Genomic DNA, 15,876 nt, shown 5'->3' with positions numbered 1-15,876 from the left:
GCGCTCACTCCTCGACGACCGTTCCCACCCCGTCCGCCGCGGCGCAGTCGAGGACGTGTTCGGCGGCCGCCGCGTCGAGCACCGCGCTCCCGACGCTGTCGACGACGAGTCGCTCGTCGTCGCGGTCGCGGCCAGCGCGCCCCTCGAACACCTCCGAGAGCGCGACGAGTTCGTCAGCCGTGAGCCGGCCCTGGAGATCACCCGTCTCGGCGACCTCCGCGGGCACGTCGGCGAAGACGCGCGCCGCCCGCTCGATCGTCGTCTCGTCGAGCTCGCACATCTCCTCGGTGTAGGCACCGACGGCGACCACGAGCGTCCCGGCCGCGAGCGCGCTCCCCGGAAAGACGGGGTCGGTCGCCGTCGTCGCCGTCACGACCACCGAGGCGTCCGCGACAGCCTCCTCGGCCGTGTCGACCGCGGTGGCATCTATCCCCTCGGCCCGGAGGTCGGCTGCGCACTCGGCCCGGGAGTCGGGCGTCGGGGAGTAGACTCGAACCCGTTCGAGATCGGTCGCGGCTGCGACCGCGCGCGTCTGCCACCGCGCCTGTGCGCCCGCCCCGACGACGCCCAGGCGGACCGGCCCCTCGGGCGCGAGTTCACGGGCGGCGAGCCCGCCGATACAGCCCGTCCGGGCGTTCGTGAGCCGGTTTCCGTCCATCGTCGCCAGCGCCTCGCCCGTCGCGGCGTCCGTGACGTGGACCTGCGCGCGGACGGTCGGCAGGCCCGCGTTCGCGTTGGACTCGTGGACCGTCGCGACTTTGGTGGTGAACGTCGACGCGCCGTGGATCGCCGCCGGCATCACGAGCGCCGTCCCTTCGGTCGCCCCGTCACCGACGGGGAAGTGGGGCCGTGGCGGTCGTTCGACGTCGCCGCGTCCCTGCTTCACGAACGCCCGCTCGACGACGGGAAGCAGGTCAGAAAGCGAGAGCACGCGCGCGACGTCCGCGTCGGTGAGGACACGCATGGACGGTCGGTCGCGTGGCGGGGTGGTGAACGTTTCTCTGACTCCTTGCTTCGGTCACCAGACCGCGCTGCTGCCGGAGCGGTGCGGCCGCGGACCTCCCCACCCGGCTCGGACACTCGGTCACTCCGTTCGCTCGTCTCCTCGTCTCTCGCGCCGGGGCTGGCGACACCTCCGCTCGCGGCTTCCCACTCGCTCTACTCGTTGGGAACGCGGCCGGAGCCGCGACCGCCGCGCCACCGCAGGGCCGGCGGGTACTCGGACGCACGGCTCGGCCGCTCCCGCACAACGTTCTTCACCTCTGCCACGCGACATCGACCGTGCACGTCGTCGTCTGCGGCGGTGGGATCGTCGGACTCGCCGCCGCGTACTACCTGGCCCGTCGCGGTGCGGCGGTCACCGTCTGCGAGGCGGGCTCGCTCGGCAGCGGCAACACGGACCGCTCCGCCGGCGGGATCCGCACGCAGTTCTCGACGCGCGTGAACGTGCGGCTGTCGCTCGCCTCGCTCGACGTGTGGGACTCCTTCGAAGAGCGGTTCGGGGTCGACATCGCCCACCGCCGCTCGGGCTACCTCTTCCTCGCGCGGCGCGAGGAGACCGCGGCGCGCTTCCGCGAGCAGGTGGCGATGCAGAACGACCTCGGCGTCCCGAGCGAGTATCTCTCGGCGGACGAGGCCCGCGAGTACTGCCCCGAACTCCACGCAGCGTCGTTCGTCGGCGCGACGTACTCGCCGACCGACGGCTTCGCGGATCCACACCTCGCGTTGCAGGGCTTCTCGCGGGCGGCCAGCGAGGCCGGGGCGGAGATCCGGACGAAGACGCCCGTGACGGGGGTGACGGTCGCGGACACCGGCGACCCGGTGCGGGCCGACGTCGCGGTCGATACGCCCGACGCGACGCTCGACGCGGACGTGTTCGTCAACGCCGCGGGGGCGTGGGCCCGACGCGTCGGCGCGATGCTCGGGCAGGATCTCCCGATCGCGCCGCGTCGTCGGCAGGTCGCGGTCGTCGCGCCCGAGACGCCCGTTCCGGAGTCGGTTCCGCTGACGATCGACCTCGACACTGGATCGTACTTCCGTCCCGAGCGCGAGGGGCAGGCGCTCGTCGGCGGCCACTTCGCGTCCACGGACCCCGATGTCGACCCCGACGACTACGACACGACGATGGACCTCGACTGGGCCGTGACTGCGGTCGAACACGCCGGCGAGACGGCGGGCCACTTCGGCCCCGAGAGCGGCATCGTCCGCGGCTGGGCGGGGCTGTACGCCGTCACGCCCGACCACCACCCAATCGTCGAACTGTCGCGCCCGGGGGTCGTGACCGCGGGCGGGTTCTCGGGCCACGGCTTCCAGCACTCGCCCGCCACCGGCAAACTCGTCACCGAACTCTGTTTCGACGGCACGGCGTCGCTGCTGGACGTCTCACGGCTCTCCGGCGCGCGGTTCGACTCCGGCCGCGACGGGGGCGACGACGAGCGGAACGTCGCCTGACATGCCTGCCTTCGGTCGGTACTGGCTGTCGCCGCCCCCGGGGTCGGGACGACCCGTACGCAGTGAGAACAGGCCTCGTGAGCCGTCTTCTCGGCCGGTGAGAACGACCGCGCGCTTCTACCGTGGTGTCGGTCCAACGGTCACCGGGTGACCGAGATGACACTCAAGGACATCGCGATCAGAACCGTCGAGACGGCCGCGCCCGAGGCGACCGTCGAGACGCTGGCACGGACCATGGACGACGCGGGCGTCGGGAGCGTCGTCGTCACCGAGGCGAACCGCGTGGTCGGCATCGTCACCGACCGCGACGTCGCGCTGACGCTGGCCCGCGACGTCGATCCGGCCGAGTTGACGGCCGCGGACGTGATGGCCGCCGAACCACTGACGCTGCCGTCCAGCGCCGGCGTGCTGGAACTCACCGAGGTGATGGCCACGGAGAGCGTTCGCCGGATCCCCGTCGTCGACGACAACAGCGTCATCGTCGGGATCGTCACGCTCGACGACGTCGTCCGACTCCTCTCGGTCGAACTGACGAACCTCGCGGCCGTCGTCGAGGCCGAATCTCCCTGATCGCGGCTCGACTCGCTGTTCGTGTTCTTCCGTGGCCGCGTCTCCTCTGAACCGACGGTACGACGTCGGCGTGCGAGCGGTCGCGTCGTGCTTTCGTCGTCCGTTGGTCGTTCGTTGGTCGTTCGTCATCCGGCCGTCGGACCGGACGTGGTGCCCGAGCGGTCCCCGGTGAGCGGCGAACCGCCTCGCGCCTCCCCGGCCGACTCCATCACTCGCTCCGGTACTCCATCACTCGTTCCGGTCGCTCGCTCCCGCGCGCATGAGCCATCACACGCACTCACAACGCTTTTGTCCGCGGGACCGACTCCCTCAACCATGGCTCCCGAACCCCACGCGCGGCGTCCCGCTCCCCAGCTACCGGCTCCGGGGTTCGGCTTCTTCTTCGCGGGCTGATCGTCGATCGTCGGCGAACCCCGACCGCGTCCGAGGGGACGCGGCGGGCGAAACCGACGCGCACGGCCCCGTCGACCGCCCCGCGGCGGTCACGACCCGCAACGGCTAACTGACGACCGGACGCTCCACCATCCAACGAAGACGCGACACATGACACGCACACTGCCGAAAGCCCAGCACGCGGTCCTCACGACCGCGTCGGCCGACGATGCACAGACGATCGACGAACTCGCGGCGGCGACAGGACTGAAGCCCGAAACCGTCACCGGGGCCGCCTTCGAGCTCGAAGACGAGGGGCTCGTCACCATCTCCGAGGAGGTCGTCGTCGACTACGCCGTGACCGAGGAGGGCACGCGCTACGTCGACGAGGGCCTCCCCGAGCTCAGACTCTACCGCGCCGCGGTCGACGCCGGCGCTCGCGACGATCCCGTCTCGATGGGCCAGGTCATCGGGGCCGCCGACCTCGACGGGAACGAGGTCGACGTGGCGCTCGCGAACCTCGCCCGGAAGGGGTACGGCTCCATCGACGCGGGACAGCTCTCGGCAAGCGACGCCAACCCCGACGCCGACCCCGAGGCGGCGGCGCTCGCGGCGCTCTCCGCCGGTGACGCGACCGACGGGATCGACGCGGCGGTGCTCGACCAGCTCGAATCCAGGAGCCTCGTCGACCGGACCGAACACACCGTTCGCTCGGTGCGGCTCACGGACGCCGGCGTCGACGCGCTGATGGTCGAGGGGGTCGCGGTCGCGGAGACGGTCGATCGGCTCACCCCCGAACTGCTCACCTCCGGCGAGTGGCGCGACGTCGAGTTCACCGCCTACAACGTCGAGGCGGACGCCCCCCGCGTGCAGGGCGGGAAGACGCACATCCTCAGACAGACCGCCGAACGAGTGAAGGACGTGCTCGTCGGCATGGGCTTCCAGGAGATGGACGGCCCCCACGCCGACGCCGAGTTCTGGATCAACGACTGCCTGTTCATGCCGCAGGACCACCCCGCCCGCACCCACTGGGACCAGTTCGCGCTGGACGTCCCGCCCATGCGGGACCTCCCCGAAGACCTGGTCGCCCGGGTCGAAGACGCCCACCGCAACGGTGAGGGGGAAGACGGCGACGGCTACCACTCGCCGTGGACCGAGGACGTGGCCCGAGAGGTCGATCTGCGGGGGCACACCACGTCGCTGTCGATGCGATATCTCTCGGGAGACGCCGTCGGCGACCTGGAGCCCCCACAACGATATTTCTCGGTCGAGAAAGTGTATCGGAACGATACGCTCGACCCCACGCACTTATTGGAGTTCTTCCAGATCGAGGGGTGGGTGATGGCCGAGGACCTCTCGGTACGCGACCTGATGGGGACGTTCACCGAGTTCTACAGCCAGTTCGGCATCACGGACATCCAGTTCAAGCCCCACTACAACCCGTACACGGAGCCGTCCTTCGAGCTCTTCGGCAAGCATCCCGAGACGGGCGAACTCATCGAGATCGGGAACTCAGGAATGTTCCGCGACGAAGTCCTCAGACCGCTGGGCGTCGAGTGTGACGTGATGGCGTGGGGGCTCGCCCTCGAACGGCTGTTGATGCTCATCTACGGCTTCGACGACATCCGCGACGTCCACGGGACGCTGTGTGATCTGGACCTGCTGCGGGAGACGGAGGTGCTGTACTGATGCCCGTCGTCGACGTCGACCCCGAGGAACTGCGGCGGCTCACGGGGAAGGACAAGTCCGACGAGGAGTTCAAGGAAGACCTGTTCGCGCTCGGGCTCGAGTACGAGGGCGAGACCGAGGACGGCGAGATGCAACTGGAGTTTGGACCGGACCGCCTCGACCGCCTCTCGGTAGAAGGGGTCGCCCGCTCGCTCCGCTACCAGTACGGCCTCGACCGCGGCGTCGCCGTCCCGAAAACGAACGACCCCGACTGGACGTTCGAGGTCGACGCGAGCGTCCCCGACGAGCGGCCGTACGTCACCGGCGCAGTCGTCCGAGGCGTCGACCTCGACGACGCCGGCCTCGACTCGCTCATCCAGCTCCAGGAGAAGCTCCACGCGACGATGGGTCGCAAGCGGGCGAAGGGTGCCATCGGTATCCACGACCTCGCGATGATCAAGGGAGAAGTCCTCTCGGAGGAGGGCGGCGACAACACGATCACCTACCGCGGGGTCGACCCCGACGGCGATCGGTTCGTGCCACTGGACGCCAACAGGGAGTTGACCCCTGCAGAGGTACTTCGAGAGCACCAGACGGGCAAGCAGTACGCCGACCTCGTCTCCGAGTACGACCGCTACCCCGCGATCTACGACGAACTGGGACTCTTCTCGTTCCCGCCCGTGATCAACGGCGCGCGGACGGAGGTCGACACCGACTCCCGGGAACTGCTGGTCGAACTCACGGGCACGGACCAGTGGACCATCGACCGGATGTGCGCGATCATCTGCTACGCGCTGTCGGCGCGCGGCGCGACGATCGAGGAGGTCACCGTCGAGTACGCCGACGGGACGACGGCACCGGACGACGGCTCACGGCTGGTGCGTCCCGACTTCTCGGTCGACGAGAAGACGGTGTCACACGACCGCATCGAGTCCGCCCTCGGGATCGACCTCGACCGCGAGGAGGTGGTCGACCTCTTCGAGCGCTCGGGGCTGGACGCGACGTACACCCTCGGGGAGACGGTCGAGTACGAGGTGGAGATCCCACCCTACCGCGTGGACGTGCTTCACCCCCTCGACCTCATCGACGACGTGGGCCGCGCCTACGGCTTCAACGACCTCGACCCCCGGTATCCGGACGTCTCGACCGTCGGCGGCCGCCACGAGCGGTCCCGCCTCGAAAACGCCGCCCGCACCTCCCTCGTGGGGCTGGGCTTCGAGGACCTCCTGAACTTCCACATGATCTCGGGCGCGGAGAACTACGACCGGATGCGACTCGACGAGGGCGAAGACGTCCTCGGTGGGCAGGCGGCGGTGACGATCACCGAACCCTACAGCGAGGACTACACCATGCTCCGGACGTGGGCGCTCCCCTCGCTCATGATGGTGCTGGAGAACAACACCCACCGGTCGTACCCCCAGGACCTCACGGAGATCGGCCTCGTCGCCCACAAAGACCCGCTGGAGTCGACGCACGTCCACGAGTCCAGACACGTCGCGGGCGTCCTCGCCCGACACGACGCGACGTACGAGGACGCCAAGGCACGGCTCGCCGCACTGTGTGGGGAGTTCGGCGCCGACCTCGAAACCCCGGCGACCGACCACCCGGCGTTCATCCCCGGCCGCGCCGCCGGGGTCGTCGTCGACGGGGAGCGCGTCGGCGTCGTCGGCGAGATCCACCCCGAAGTCCTCGTCGAACACGACCTGGAACTGCCGGTGGCGGCGTTCGAGTTCGCGCTGGACGCGCTCGAGTAGCGGCCCCCGCGGACCCGACTCGCGGGCCTGTCGCCCTGTCCGCGCTCCCGTGTCACGACAGAAGTTAAACCCATTGACACGAATGGTACGGACGGCGTACCCGACGACCGACACGGTCGCGGTGGATCGGTGCGCCCCCACGAGGTGAACACAATGGCAACATCGGACGAGGCACACACGGAACTCGTCAGGCGCTACCTGAACGCGTTCAACGACCGGGACCACGACACGCTCACGGAACTCCTCGCGGCGGATGTCGTCGAGCACGGGATCCACGACGAACTGCACGGCGTCGACGAGGTGATCGACTTCCTCGAGGCACACTTCGAGACGTTCCCGGACTACTCGGGAACCACCGACGCGATGATCGCCGAGGGCGACGCCGTCGCGGTGCGGTACCACGTCAGCGGGACGCACACGGACGAGTACCGAGATGTCGAGCCGACCGGCCACACGGTCGACTGGTCGGGGATGGCGATGTACCGGATCGAGGACGGCCGGATCGCGGAGATCTGGCTCGAAGAGGACCGGCTCGGGCTGCTCGAACAGCTCGAAGCCGTCGACCCGCCCGCGCACCTCCGCATCTGAGGGCGCCACTCGCGCGATTCCGGGGGATCAGGGAACGCGTCCCGTCTTCCCCTCGCATCCCCGATTCACACGAGTAATAATTTTACATAAAGATATTATATTGCACCATTTATAAAATATTTCAGAAATAGTTAGGAGGAAGGCCCGTGTACGTTCAGCTATGTCCCGTGACCTGCACTTCGACACGCGCTCTGTGACGCACGGCGAGGGGAGCACGCCGATGGTCGCCGAGGACGTCGTGGTCCCGATCCACCTCACTTCTACCTACGAGATCGACGGGATCGACCCCGACGCGAGTTTGGAGGATCTCGACCCCGACGCGGGCGAGTACCTCTACTCGCGGCTGTCGAACCCGACGCGGAACGCGCTCGAACACAGGCTGGCGACGCTCGAAGGCGGCCAGCACGCGATGGCCTTCGCGTCTGGAACCTCGGCGATCGTCTCGTCCATCCTGGCCTGCGTCGAACCCGGCGACCACGTCGTCGCGTTCGAGGACCTCTACGGCGGGACGAAGACGATGCTCTCGCGGCTGTTCGCGGAGCGTCTCGGCGTCGACGTCTCGTTCGTCGACGCCCGCGACCCCGCGAACGTCGCCGCCGCCCTCACGGAGGAGACGCGACTCGTCTGGATGGAGACGCCGACGAACCCGCTCATGCGGCTCTGTGACGTCGCGGCCATCGCGGACCTCGCTCACGACGCGGGCGCGGTGCTCGGGGTCGACAACACGTTCGCCAGCCCCGTCCTCCAGCGACCGCTCGAACTCGGTGCGGACCTGGTGGTCCACTCGACGACGAAGTATCTCAACGGCCACTCCGACTCGCTCGGCGGGGCCGTCGTCACCGACGACGCCTGCCTCGCCGAGGAGGTCGGCTTCCTCCAGCAGGTCGGCATGGGGAACGTCCTCTCGCCGTTCGACTCGTATCTCACGCTCCGTGGGATCAAGACCCTCTCCCTCCGGATGGAGCGTCACGAGGCCAACGCGCAGGAGGTCGCGGCGTACCTCGCCGACCACCCGCGCGTCGACCGGGTCCACTACCCGGGACTCCCCTCGCATCCCCAGCACGATCTCGCCGCGCGGCAGATGGACGGCTTCGGCGGGATGCTCTCGTTCGAACTCGACGCGGATCTCGACGGCGTCGCGACGTTCCTGGGCTCCCTGTCCGCGTTCCCGCTCGCGGTGAGCCTCGGCGGGGTCGAGAGCCTCATCGAACACCCGGCGACGATGACGCACTCGCCGCTCACCCCCGAGGACCGCGCCGCACTCGGCATCACTGACTCGCTGGTCCGCGTGTCGGTCGGCGTCGAGGCCGCCGCGGACCTGATCGCCGACCTCGACGCCGGGCTGGCCGCCCTCCGCTGACCCCTCCGGCACGGAGCAGTTCGACGGCGTCGTCCCCGAACTCCCGCGAGCGGGCACAACCGAGTTGTTTAACAGTCGCGCACGCGGTAGACCCACGCGAGAATGCCGAGCGGAGAATACGATCCGGACACCGTCGAGGCCGAGTGGCAAGACCAGTGGGTCCGCGAGGACACCTACGCCTACGACGGCGAGGCGGTAGACCCGGACACCGTGTTCTCCATCGACTCGCCGCCGCCGACGGTCTCGGGGAGCCTCCACTGGGGGCACGTCTACGGCTTCACGCTCCAGGACTTCGTCGCCCGGTTCAACCGAATGCGCGGCAAGGACGTCTTCTTCCCGTTCGGCTACGACGACAACGGCATCGCCTCCGAACGGCTGACCGAGGACGAACTCGACGTGCGCCACCAGGAGTACGACCGCCGCGAGTTCCAGCGGATGTGCCGCGAGGTCTGTCAGGAGTACGAGGCCGAGTTCACCGAGAAGATGCAGAGCCTGGGCATCTCGATCGACTGGGACGAGACGTACCAGACCATCTCGCCCGAGGTCCAGCGCATCTCCCAACTGTCCTTTCTCGACCTCTACGACCAGGGTCGCGAGTACCGCCAGCGCGCGCCCACGATCTGGTGCCCGGAGTGCGAGACGGCGATCTCGCAGGTCGAGACCGAGGACGACGAACAGGACAGCCACTTCCACGACATCGCGTTCGAGGTCGTCGAGGCGGGCGGGGGAGAGGAACTCCCCGAGACGTTCACGATCTCGACGACGCGGCCCGAACTCCTCCCCGCGTGCGTCTCGGTGTTCGTCCACCCCGACGACGACGCGAACCAGCATCTGGTGGGCAATCACGCCCGGATCCCCCTCTTCGGCCAGGAGGTCCCCATCCTCGCGGACGAGCGCGTCGACATGGAGACCGGGTCGGGGGTCGTGATGTGCTGTACGTTCGGCGACCAGACCGACATCGAGTGGTACCAGGCGCACGACCTCGACCTGCGGATCGCCATCGACGAGTCCGGCACGATGACCGACGAGGCCGGCGCGTACGCCGGCGCGTCCTCCGAGGAGGCCCGCGAGGCCATCGTCTCGGACTTAGACGACGCCGGCGCACTGCGCGACCGACGCGCGATCATCCACACGGTCAACGTCCACGAGCGCTGTGGGACGAGCGTCGAGTTCCTGGTCGCCGAGCAGTGGTACATCGAACTCCTCGACAAGAAAGAGGAGTACCTGGGGGCCGGACGGCAGATGGACTGGTACCCCGAGAAGATGTTCACCCGGTACAAGAACTGGATCGAGGGCCTCCAGTGGGACTGGTCGATCTCCCGACAGCGCTCGTCGGGGATCCCGTTCCCCGTCTGGTACTGCGCCGACTGTGACCACGCCGTGATGGCCGACCGCGAGCAACTCCCGGTGGATCCGCTCGAAGACGAGCCGCCGGTCGACGCCTGTCCGGACTGCGGGCACGACTCGTTCGTCCCCGAGGACGACGTCTTCGACACCTGGGCCACCTCGTCGCTCACACCCCTGATCAACGCCGGCTGGGAGTGGGACGACTCGGCGGGGGAGATGGCAGTCGAGCGCGAGGAGCTCTACCCCGTCAACCTCCGGCCGCAGGGCCACGACATCATCTCGTTTTGGCTCTTCCACACCGTCGTCAAGTGCTACGAACACACTGGCGAGGTGCCGTTCGACAGCGTGATGATCAACGGGATGGTGCTCGACGAGAACCGAGAGAAGATGTCCAAGTCGAAGGGCAACATCGTCGCGCCCGACGAGGTCGTCGAGAAGTTCCCGGTCGACGCCGCGCGTTACTGGGCCGCCGGCAGCGCCGTCGGCGACGACCTGCCGTACAAGGAGAAGGGGCTCCGGGCGGGCGAGAAGCTCCTGCGCAAGCTCTGGAACGCCTCGAAGCTCGTCGACTCGCTCACCCCCGCCGACCGGGTCGAGGTCGACCACGACGACCTCCAGGAACTCGACCGGTGGCTGTTGGCCTCGCTCGACGACGAGATCGAGTACGTCACGGAGAAGTTCGCGGCGTACGAGTTCTCGAAGGCGCGCGATCGGCTGCGGAGCTTCTTCTGGCACACGTTCTGTGACGACTACCTTGAGATCGCCAAACAGCGACTCCGCGAGGGCGAGGACGCGTCGGCGGCGTACACGCTCCAGGTGGCACACCGTCGGTTCCTCAAACTGTTCGCGCCGTTTCTCGCACACATCACCGAGGAGCTCTGGCGCGACATGTACGCGGACGAGAGCGTCCACCGCGCCGCGTGGCCGGACCCGCTCGGGCTCGACGCCGACGTCGCGGCCGGCGAGACGGCCCTGTCGGTCGTGAGCGCCCTGCGGCGGTACAAGTCCGACAACCAGCTGTCGATGAACGCGGCCCTCGACACGGTCCGGGTGTACGGGAACATCGCCGGCTTCGAGGGCGACGTCCGCCGCGTGATGCACGTCGACACGCTGGAGACGACCGACGAGGAACCGCCCATCGAGTCCGTCGTGACGGGCATCGACCTCGACTACTCGCTCGTCGGCCCGGAGTTCGGGAGCACGGTCCCGGAGATCGACGCCGCCATCGAGGCCGGCGACTACGAGATCGCGGACGGGACGCTCCGTGCGGCAGGCGTCGAACTCGCCCCGGAGATGTTCTCGGTCGAAGCGGAACGCCAGTACGCGGGCACGGGCGCGATGGTCGAGGCGGAGCACGCGGTCGTCATCGTCCAGGACTGACCGAACCGGGGCCCCGTTCACGGAGGGGAAGTCGACCGCGTCTCTCTGTTCGCCGATCGAGAAAGCACCCCCTACTTGAATCACCTTCCAGCGTCGGGAGAAGAGATACCCGTTCGCTCCGACTATGACTTGCTGTCCCGAACCCGTGGGACACATGAAGAGGACCCCTGTGCGGGCCACAGACCCTCTCTCTCAGGCATCCCCATTGGCCCGACATCCCCCCTTTCCCCTTTCCCTTCCGAACCCGTCGTCAGCGATCGGTTTCGCGCGCCACGCTTCACACACGTAGACGTCTAGACGTTCCTTCGCGCGTCGACAGAGTCACAGATCGGCGCCGACCGCGTCCGAGACGTGGTCGAAGCCGTCCCGCTCGAGCAGCCGCCGGAGACCGAGATTGATATCGCGGGCGACGGTCGGCCCCTCGTAGACGAGGGCGGTGTACAGCTGGACGAGGCTCGCTCCCGCACGGATCTTCGCGTACGCGCTCGCCGCGTCCGAGACCCCGCCGACGCCGACGACCGGAACGTCCGTCCGCCGGGCGACGCGCGAGACGAACGTCGTCGACGCGGACTCGATGGGACGGCCGGAGAGGCCACCACGCTCGGCCCGATGGGACGAGTGGAGGCTCGCCGGTCGCGACGTGGTCGTGTTCGTCGCGATGACGCCGTCGAGGGCGAGGTCGTCGACGACAGCGAGCGCCTCGTCGACCGCTCTTTCGGGGAGGTCCGGCGAGAGTTTCACCAGGAGCGGACGCGCACCGGCGTCGAGGAGCGCGCCGAGTATCTCCTCGAGTGCGTCGCGGTGCTGGAGTTCGCGGAGCCCGGGTGTGTTCGGGCTGGAGACGTTGACGACGGTGTAGTCGACGGCGTCACCGCACCGCTCGAACGTGTACAAGTAGTCGCTCGCGGCCTCCTCGAGCGGGGTCGACTTCGACTTCCCGATGTTGAGCCCGACCGGAACGTCGGGGAGGCGCGCGGCCGCGAGCCGCTCGCCGACGGCGTCGGCACCGTGGTTGTTGAACCCCATCCGGTTGACGATCGCGCGGTCCTCGCGGAGGCGGAACAGCCGGGGCTTCGGGTTCCCCGGCTGGCGTTCGGCGGTCACCCCGCCGATCTCGACGTGGCCGAACCCGAGCGCGGCGAGCATCGCCGGGACCTTGGCGTTCTTGTCGAAGCCGGCCGCGACCCCGATGGGGTTCGGGAACGACTGACCGAACGCCGTCACCGCGAGGCGGTCGTCGTCGACGCGCAACCGCGCACGCGTGGCGGACTCGATCGGCGTCCCCTGTGCGGCACGCAGGAGCGTCGTTCCCGTGGTGTGTGCCGTCTCCGCGGGTAGCGCGAACAGCCCGTGACGGACGAGTTCGTAGAGACTCATCGGTGTCGTTCCCTCGGTCGGTGGGTGTGACCACCCGATCTCGTTCCGTCGTGAGTGGATGTCACCACTGGTTCAGAAGTCGTGTTCGACGTCGTCCGGGTCCGCCTTCTGGATGATGATCTTCCCGTCTCGGACCCGCACGAACACCTCGTCGCCGATCTCCATGCCCGCAACCGTGAGTTCGTCCTCGTGGAGGTTGACGTGAACGTTGTGATATTCGCCGTTCTCGTCTTTGGCACCACTCGGACTGAGCTTCTTTTTCCGGACCATCGGGCGTGTCTACCCGATGCTTCGACATAGGATCTACATAAGTGTTGTCTACGTGGCGAGCGAACGGTCCCGACAGTTAGGAAAGTCACGCTGACGACGACGCTTGGCCGATACCTCCTCGGTTTCTGACGGGACGCCTCCGACGTCGTCCTGATCATCGACGGGCCCGCCCGGACTCGCGCGGACGCTGGTCGGTTCTTCCCCCGAGTGAGTCCGCCTCCCGGTTCCCACATTCCCCGCTTGCGCCGTCGAGGCGGAGCCGGGACTGGACCCCGGCGGACGATCACAGAGCAAGCGTCATATCCCTCGCGCGAACACTCACGTACGCGCGGCCACCACTCGGTCCGACCGCACGCGCGACGCGTGGAATGACCGACCGACCTCCAGCCGCGCGATAGTTCCTCCCCGAGCCGTCGGGTTTCCGTCGAGGCGGAGTCCCACTGGAGTCGTGTTCGCGGAGTTTCGGCTCCCGCGAGATCGTGCGAACACCTCCCACCCGCTTATGAGGGTGCCTCCCATGAAACCGCCTGACGAAGTCGCTCCGCTTCGACGGCCTTTTATGTGTACCCAGCCTCGGACGTAATGCGAAGAACGCACCCGGGAGCGCCCGGGTGTGTCACCCCATCCACCCGCGCTCACACGCTCGAGCCCGTCGCGGTTCGACGGCCTTAAGTGTCCCAGCGCGTTTCGATGGAACGCGAACGCGAAACGCAGACACCGCGACTGCGGGCCGTTCAACCCGGCCCGCGATCGCACTCGCGCTCGGACCTCCCAAACAGGTTCGACGGGTTTATACCCGTCCGCCTGTTTGATTCAGGTCCGAAAAACCCGTGAGGATTCCACCCCTGCGGTCCGCCGTAAGACGGAATCTGATGTTAGCCCTGGTAGTTCGGTGACACCCGGTCGGTCGTCGACCAGCGTGTGTCACTGGACGGACCTTGCAATGCAACGATATTGGTGATTCGTGCTCTGTATAGAGCACAGAATCCCGCCACCCCCTGTCCCCTCTCCCACGAGGCGACAGGAACATTCCGGTTGATCCTGCCGGAGGCCATTGCTATCGGGGTCCGATTTAGCCATGCTAGTTGTACGTTTACCGTAGCGAAAAGCTCCGTAACACGTGGCCAAACTACCCTGTGGAGGACCATAACCTCGGGAAACTGAGGCTAATAGTCCATACGACACACAAGTTGGAATACTGCGTGTCCGAAACGCTCCGGCGCCACAGGATGTGGCTGCGGCTGATTAGGTAGACGGTGGGGTAACGGCCCACCGTGCCGATAATCAGTACGGGTTGTGAGAGCAAGAGCCCGGAGACGGACTCTGAGACAAGAGTCCGGGCCCTACGGGGCGCAGCAGGCGCGAAACCTTTACACTGCACGCCAGTGCGATAAGGGGACCCCGAGTGCGAGGACATACTAGTCCTCGCTTTTCTGTACCGTAGGGAGGTACAGGAACAAGAGCTGGGCAAGACCGGTGCCAGCCGCCGCGGTAATACCGGCAGCTCAAGTGATGGCCGCTGTTATTGGGCCTAAAGCGTCCGTAGCTGGCCACGCAAGTCCGTCGGGAAATCCATCAGCTCAACTGATGGGCGTCCGGCGGAAACTGCGTGGCTTGGGACCGGAAGGCTCGAGGGGTACGTCCGGGGTAGGAGTGAAATCCCGTAATCCTGGACGGACCACCGATGGCGAAAGCACCTCGAGAAGACGGATCCGACAGTGAGGGACGAAAGCTGGGGTCTCGAACCGGATTAGATACCCGGGTAGTCCCAGCCGTAAACGATGCCAGTTAGGTGTGGCACAGGCTACGAGCCTGTGCTGTGCCGTAGGGAAGCCGTGAAACTGGCCGCCTGGGAAGTACGTCCGCAAGGATGAAACTTAAAGGAATTGGCGGGGGAGCACTACAACCGGAGGAGCCTGCGGTTTAATTGGACTCAACGCCGGACATTTCACCAGCTCCGACTACAGTGATGACGGTCAGGTTGATGACCTCGCCACGACGCTGTAGAGAGGAGGTGCATGGCCGCCGTCAGCTCGTACCGTGAGGCGTCCTGTTAAGTCAGGCAACGAGCGAGACCCGCACTCTTAATTGCCAGCATCAGGTTTCCTGGATGGGTACATTAAGAGGACTGCCGCTGCTAAAGCGGAGGAAGGAACGGGCAACGGTAGGTCAGTATGCCCCGAATGAGCTGGGCTACACGCGGGCTACAATGGCCAAGACAATGGGTTCCAACCTCGAAAGAGGACGGTAATCTCCGAAACTTGGTCGTAGTTCGGATTGTGGGCTGAAACTCGCCCACATGAAGCTGGATTCGGTAGTAATCGCGTTTCAGCAGAGCGCGGTGAATACGTCCCTGCTCCTTGCACACACCGCCCGTCAAAGCACCCGAGTGGGGTCCGGATGAGGCCTGGCTCCCAGGTCGAATCTGGGCTCCGCAAGGGGGCTTAAGTCGTAACAAGGTAGCCGTAGGGGAATCTGCGGCTGGATCACCTCCTAAAGACCGGGACTTCCCTGCACGGGAAGCCCACCTTCCGCATTGCAACACAGTCCACCCACCGACACACCACCCGACCACCGACCGGGCACTCTAGAACTACCAGGGCTAACCGGGCCCGTAGCTCAGTGGTAGAGCGCCTCCTTTGCAAGGAGGAAGCCCTGGGTTCAACTCCCAGCGGGTCCACTCCCGGGACGCACCAACGAACCGTGTTCCTTATAAGGAAGACGGCGATACGGTAAGTC

General features: G+C 67.1%; 10 protein-coding genes, 1 tRNA gene and 1 rRNA gene. 9 read left to right on the top strand and 3 right to left on the bottom strand.

The features are described 5' to 3' along the window. Nucleotides 1-4 precede the first annotated feature (4 nt). Entirely contained in the window at nt 5-964 is a 960-nt protein-coding gene (locus tag NKJ07_RS15200; RefSeq protein ID WP_318567641.1) for an ornithine cyclodeaminase family protein, read from the bottom strand. A 317-nt stretch (nt 965-1,281) separates the two neighbouring features. On the opposite strand from NKJ07_RS15200, the gene NKJ07_RS15195 reads away from it, so the two are divergent. The 7 genes from NKJ07_RS15195 to NKJ07_RS15165 all read left to right on the top strand — a co-directional run bounded on the left by NKJ07_RS15195 (nt 1,282) and on the right by NKJ07_RS15165 (nt 11,490). Then, nucleotides 1,282-2,451 (top strand): NAD(P)/FAD-dependent oxidoreductase, encoded by a 1,170-nt coding sequence (locus tag NKJ07_RS15195; protein ID WP_318567640.1) that lies wholly within the window; start codon nt 1,282-1,284, stop codon nt 2,449-2,451. Nucleotides 2,452-2,607: 156 nt separating this feature from the next. Beyond that, nucleotides 2,608-3,021 (top strand): CBS domain-containing protein, encoded by a 414-nt coding sequence (locus NKJ07_RS15190; protein ID WP_318567639.1) that lies wholly within the window; start codon nt 2,608-2,610, stop codon nt 3,019-3,021. Between the two features lie 543 nt (nt 3,022-3,564). After that, nucleotides 3,565-5,082 (top strand): phenylalanine--tRNA ligase subunit alpha, encoded by a 1,518-nt coding sequence (gene pheS / locus NKJ07_RS15185; protein WP_318567638.1) that lies wholly within the window; start codon nt 3,565-3,567, stop codon nt 5,080-5,082. Further along, nucleotides 5,082-6,815, top strand: a complete 1,734-nt coding sequence (pheT, locus tag NKJ07_RS15180; protein WP_318567637.1) for a phenylalanine--tRNA ligase subunit beta — start codon at nt 5,082-5,084, stop codon at nt 6,813-6,815. Before pheS ends, pheT begins: the two co-directional genes overlap by 1 nt. A gap of 153 nt (nt 6,816-6,968) precedes the next feature. Further along, nucleotides 6,969-7,403, top strand: coding sequence for an ester cyclase (locus NKJ07_RS15175; protein WP_318567636.1), 435 nt, complete (start codon nt 6,969-6,971; stop codon nt 7,401-7,403). A gap of 160 nt (nt 7,404-7,563) precedes the next feature. Beyond that, complete coding sequence (locus NKJ07_RS15170) at nt 7,564-8,763, top strand: trans-sulfuration enzyme family protein (protein ID WP_318567635.1); 1,200 nt, start codon at nt 7,564-7,566, stop codon at nt 8,761-8,763. 102 nt (nt 8,764-8,865) lie between these two features. Continuing rightward, complete coding sequence (locus NKJ07_RS15165) at nt 8,866-11,490, top strand: valine--tRNA ligase (RefSeq protein ID WP_318567634.1); 2,625 nt, start codon at nt 8,866-8,868, stop codon at nt 11,488-11,490. Nucleotides 11,491-11,811: 321 nt separating this feature from the next. On the opposite strand, the gene NKJ07_RS15160 is transcribed toward NKJ07_RS15165, so the two are convergent. Beyond that, on the bottom strand, nt 11,812-12,867 hold the full coding sequence (locus NKJ07_RS15160) for a quinone-dependent dihydroorotate dehydrogenase (RefSeq protein ID WP_318567633.1): 1,056 nt from the start codon (nt 12,865-12,867) through the stop codon (nt 11,812-11,814). Nucleotides 12,868-12,939: 72 nt separating this feature from the next. Next, nucleotides 12,940-13,137, bottom strand: coding sequence for a hypothetical protein (locus tag NKJ07_RS15155; protein WP_152039355.1), 198 nt, complete (start codon nt 13,135-13,137; stop codon nt 12,940-12,942). Between the two features lie 1,028 nt (nt 13,138-14,165). Between NKJ07_RS15155 and NKJ07_RS15150 the strand changes: the two genes are divergently transcribed. Both NKJ07_RS15150 and NKJ07_RS15145 read left to right on the top strand, forming a co-directional pair. Beyond that, a 16S ribosomal RNA gene (locus NKJ07_RS15150) occupies nt 14,166-15,632 on the top strand. A 113-nt stretch (nt 15,633-15,745) separates the two neighbouring features. Beyond that, nucleotides 15,746-15,817: transfer RNA gene (locus tag NKJ07_RS15145), tRNA-Ala, on the top strand. Nucleotides 15,818-15,876 lie beyond the last annotated feature (59 nt).

The sequence above is a fragment of the Salinigranum marinum genome, from assembly GCF_024228675.1.
Classification (GTDB): domain Archaea; phylum Halobacteriota; class Halobacteria; order Halobacteriales; family Haloferacaceae; genus Salinigranum; species Salinigranum marinum.
The sequence above is the reverse complement of the archived record's forward strand: the minus strand, read 5'-3'. Positions and strand labels throughout refer to the sequence as shown.

Coding starts and splice junctions, on each gene's coding strand:
- NKJ07_RS15155 (WP_152039355.1), bottom strand. CDS start 13,137: ATGGTCCGGAAAAAGAAGCTCAGTCCGAGTGGTGCCAAAGACGAGAAC.
- NKJ07_RS15170 (WP_318567635.1), top strand. CDS start 7,564: ATGTCCCGTGACCTGCACTTCGACACGCGCTCTGTGACGCACGGCGAG.
- pheS (WP_318567638.1), top strand. CDS start 3,565: ATGACACGCACACTGCCGAAAGCCCAGCACGCGGTCCTCACGACCGCG.
- NKJ07_RS15160 (WP_318567633.1), bottom strand. CDS start 12,867: ATGAGTCTCTACGAACTCGTCCGTCACGGGCTGTTCGCGCTACCCGCG.
- pheT (WP_318567637.1), top strand. CDS start 5,082: ATGCCCGTCGTCGACGTCGACCCCGAGGAACTGCGGCGGCTCACGGGG.
- NKJ07_RS15190 (WP_318567639.1), top strand. CDS start 2,608: ATGACACTCAAGGACATCGCGATCAGAACCGTCGAGACGGCCGCGCCC.
- NKJ07_RS15165 (WP_318567634.1), top strand. CDS start 8,866: ATGCCGAGCGGAGAATACGATCCGGACACCGTCGAGGCCGAGTGGCAA.
- NKJ07_RS15175 (WP_318567636.1), top strand. CDS start 6,969: ATGGCAACATCGGACGAGGCACACACGGAACTCGTCAGGCGCTACCTG.
- NKJ07_RS15200 (WP_318567641.1), bottom strand. CDS start 964: ATGCGTGTCCTCACCGACGCGGACGTCGCGCGCGTGCTCTCGCTTTCT.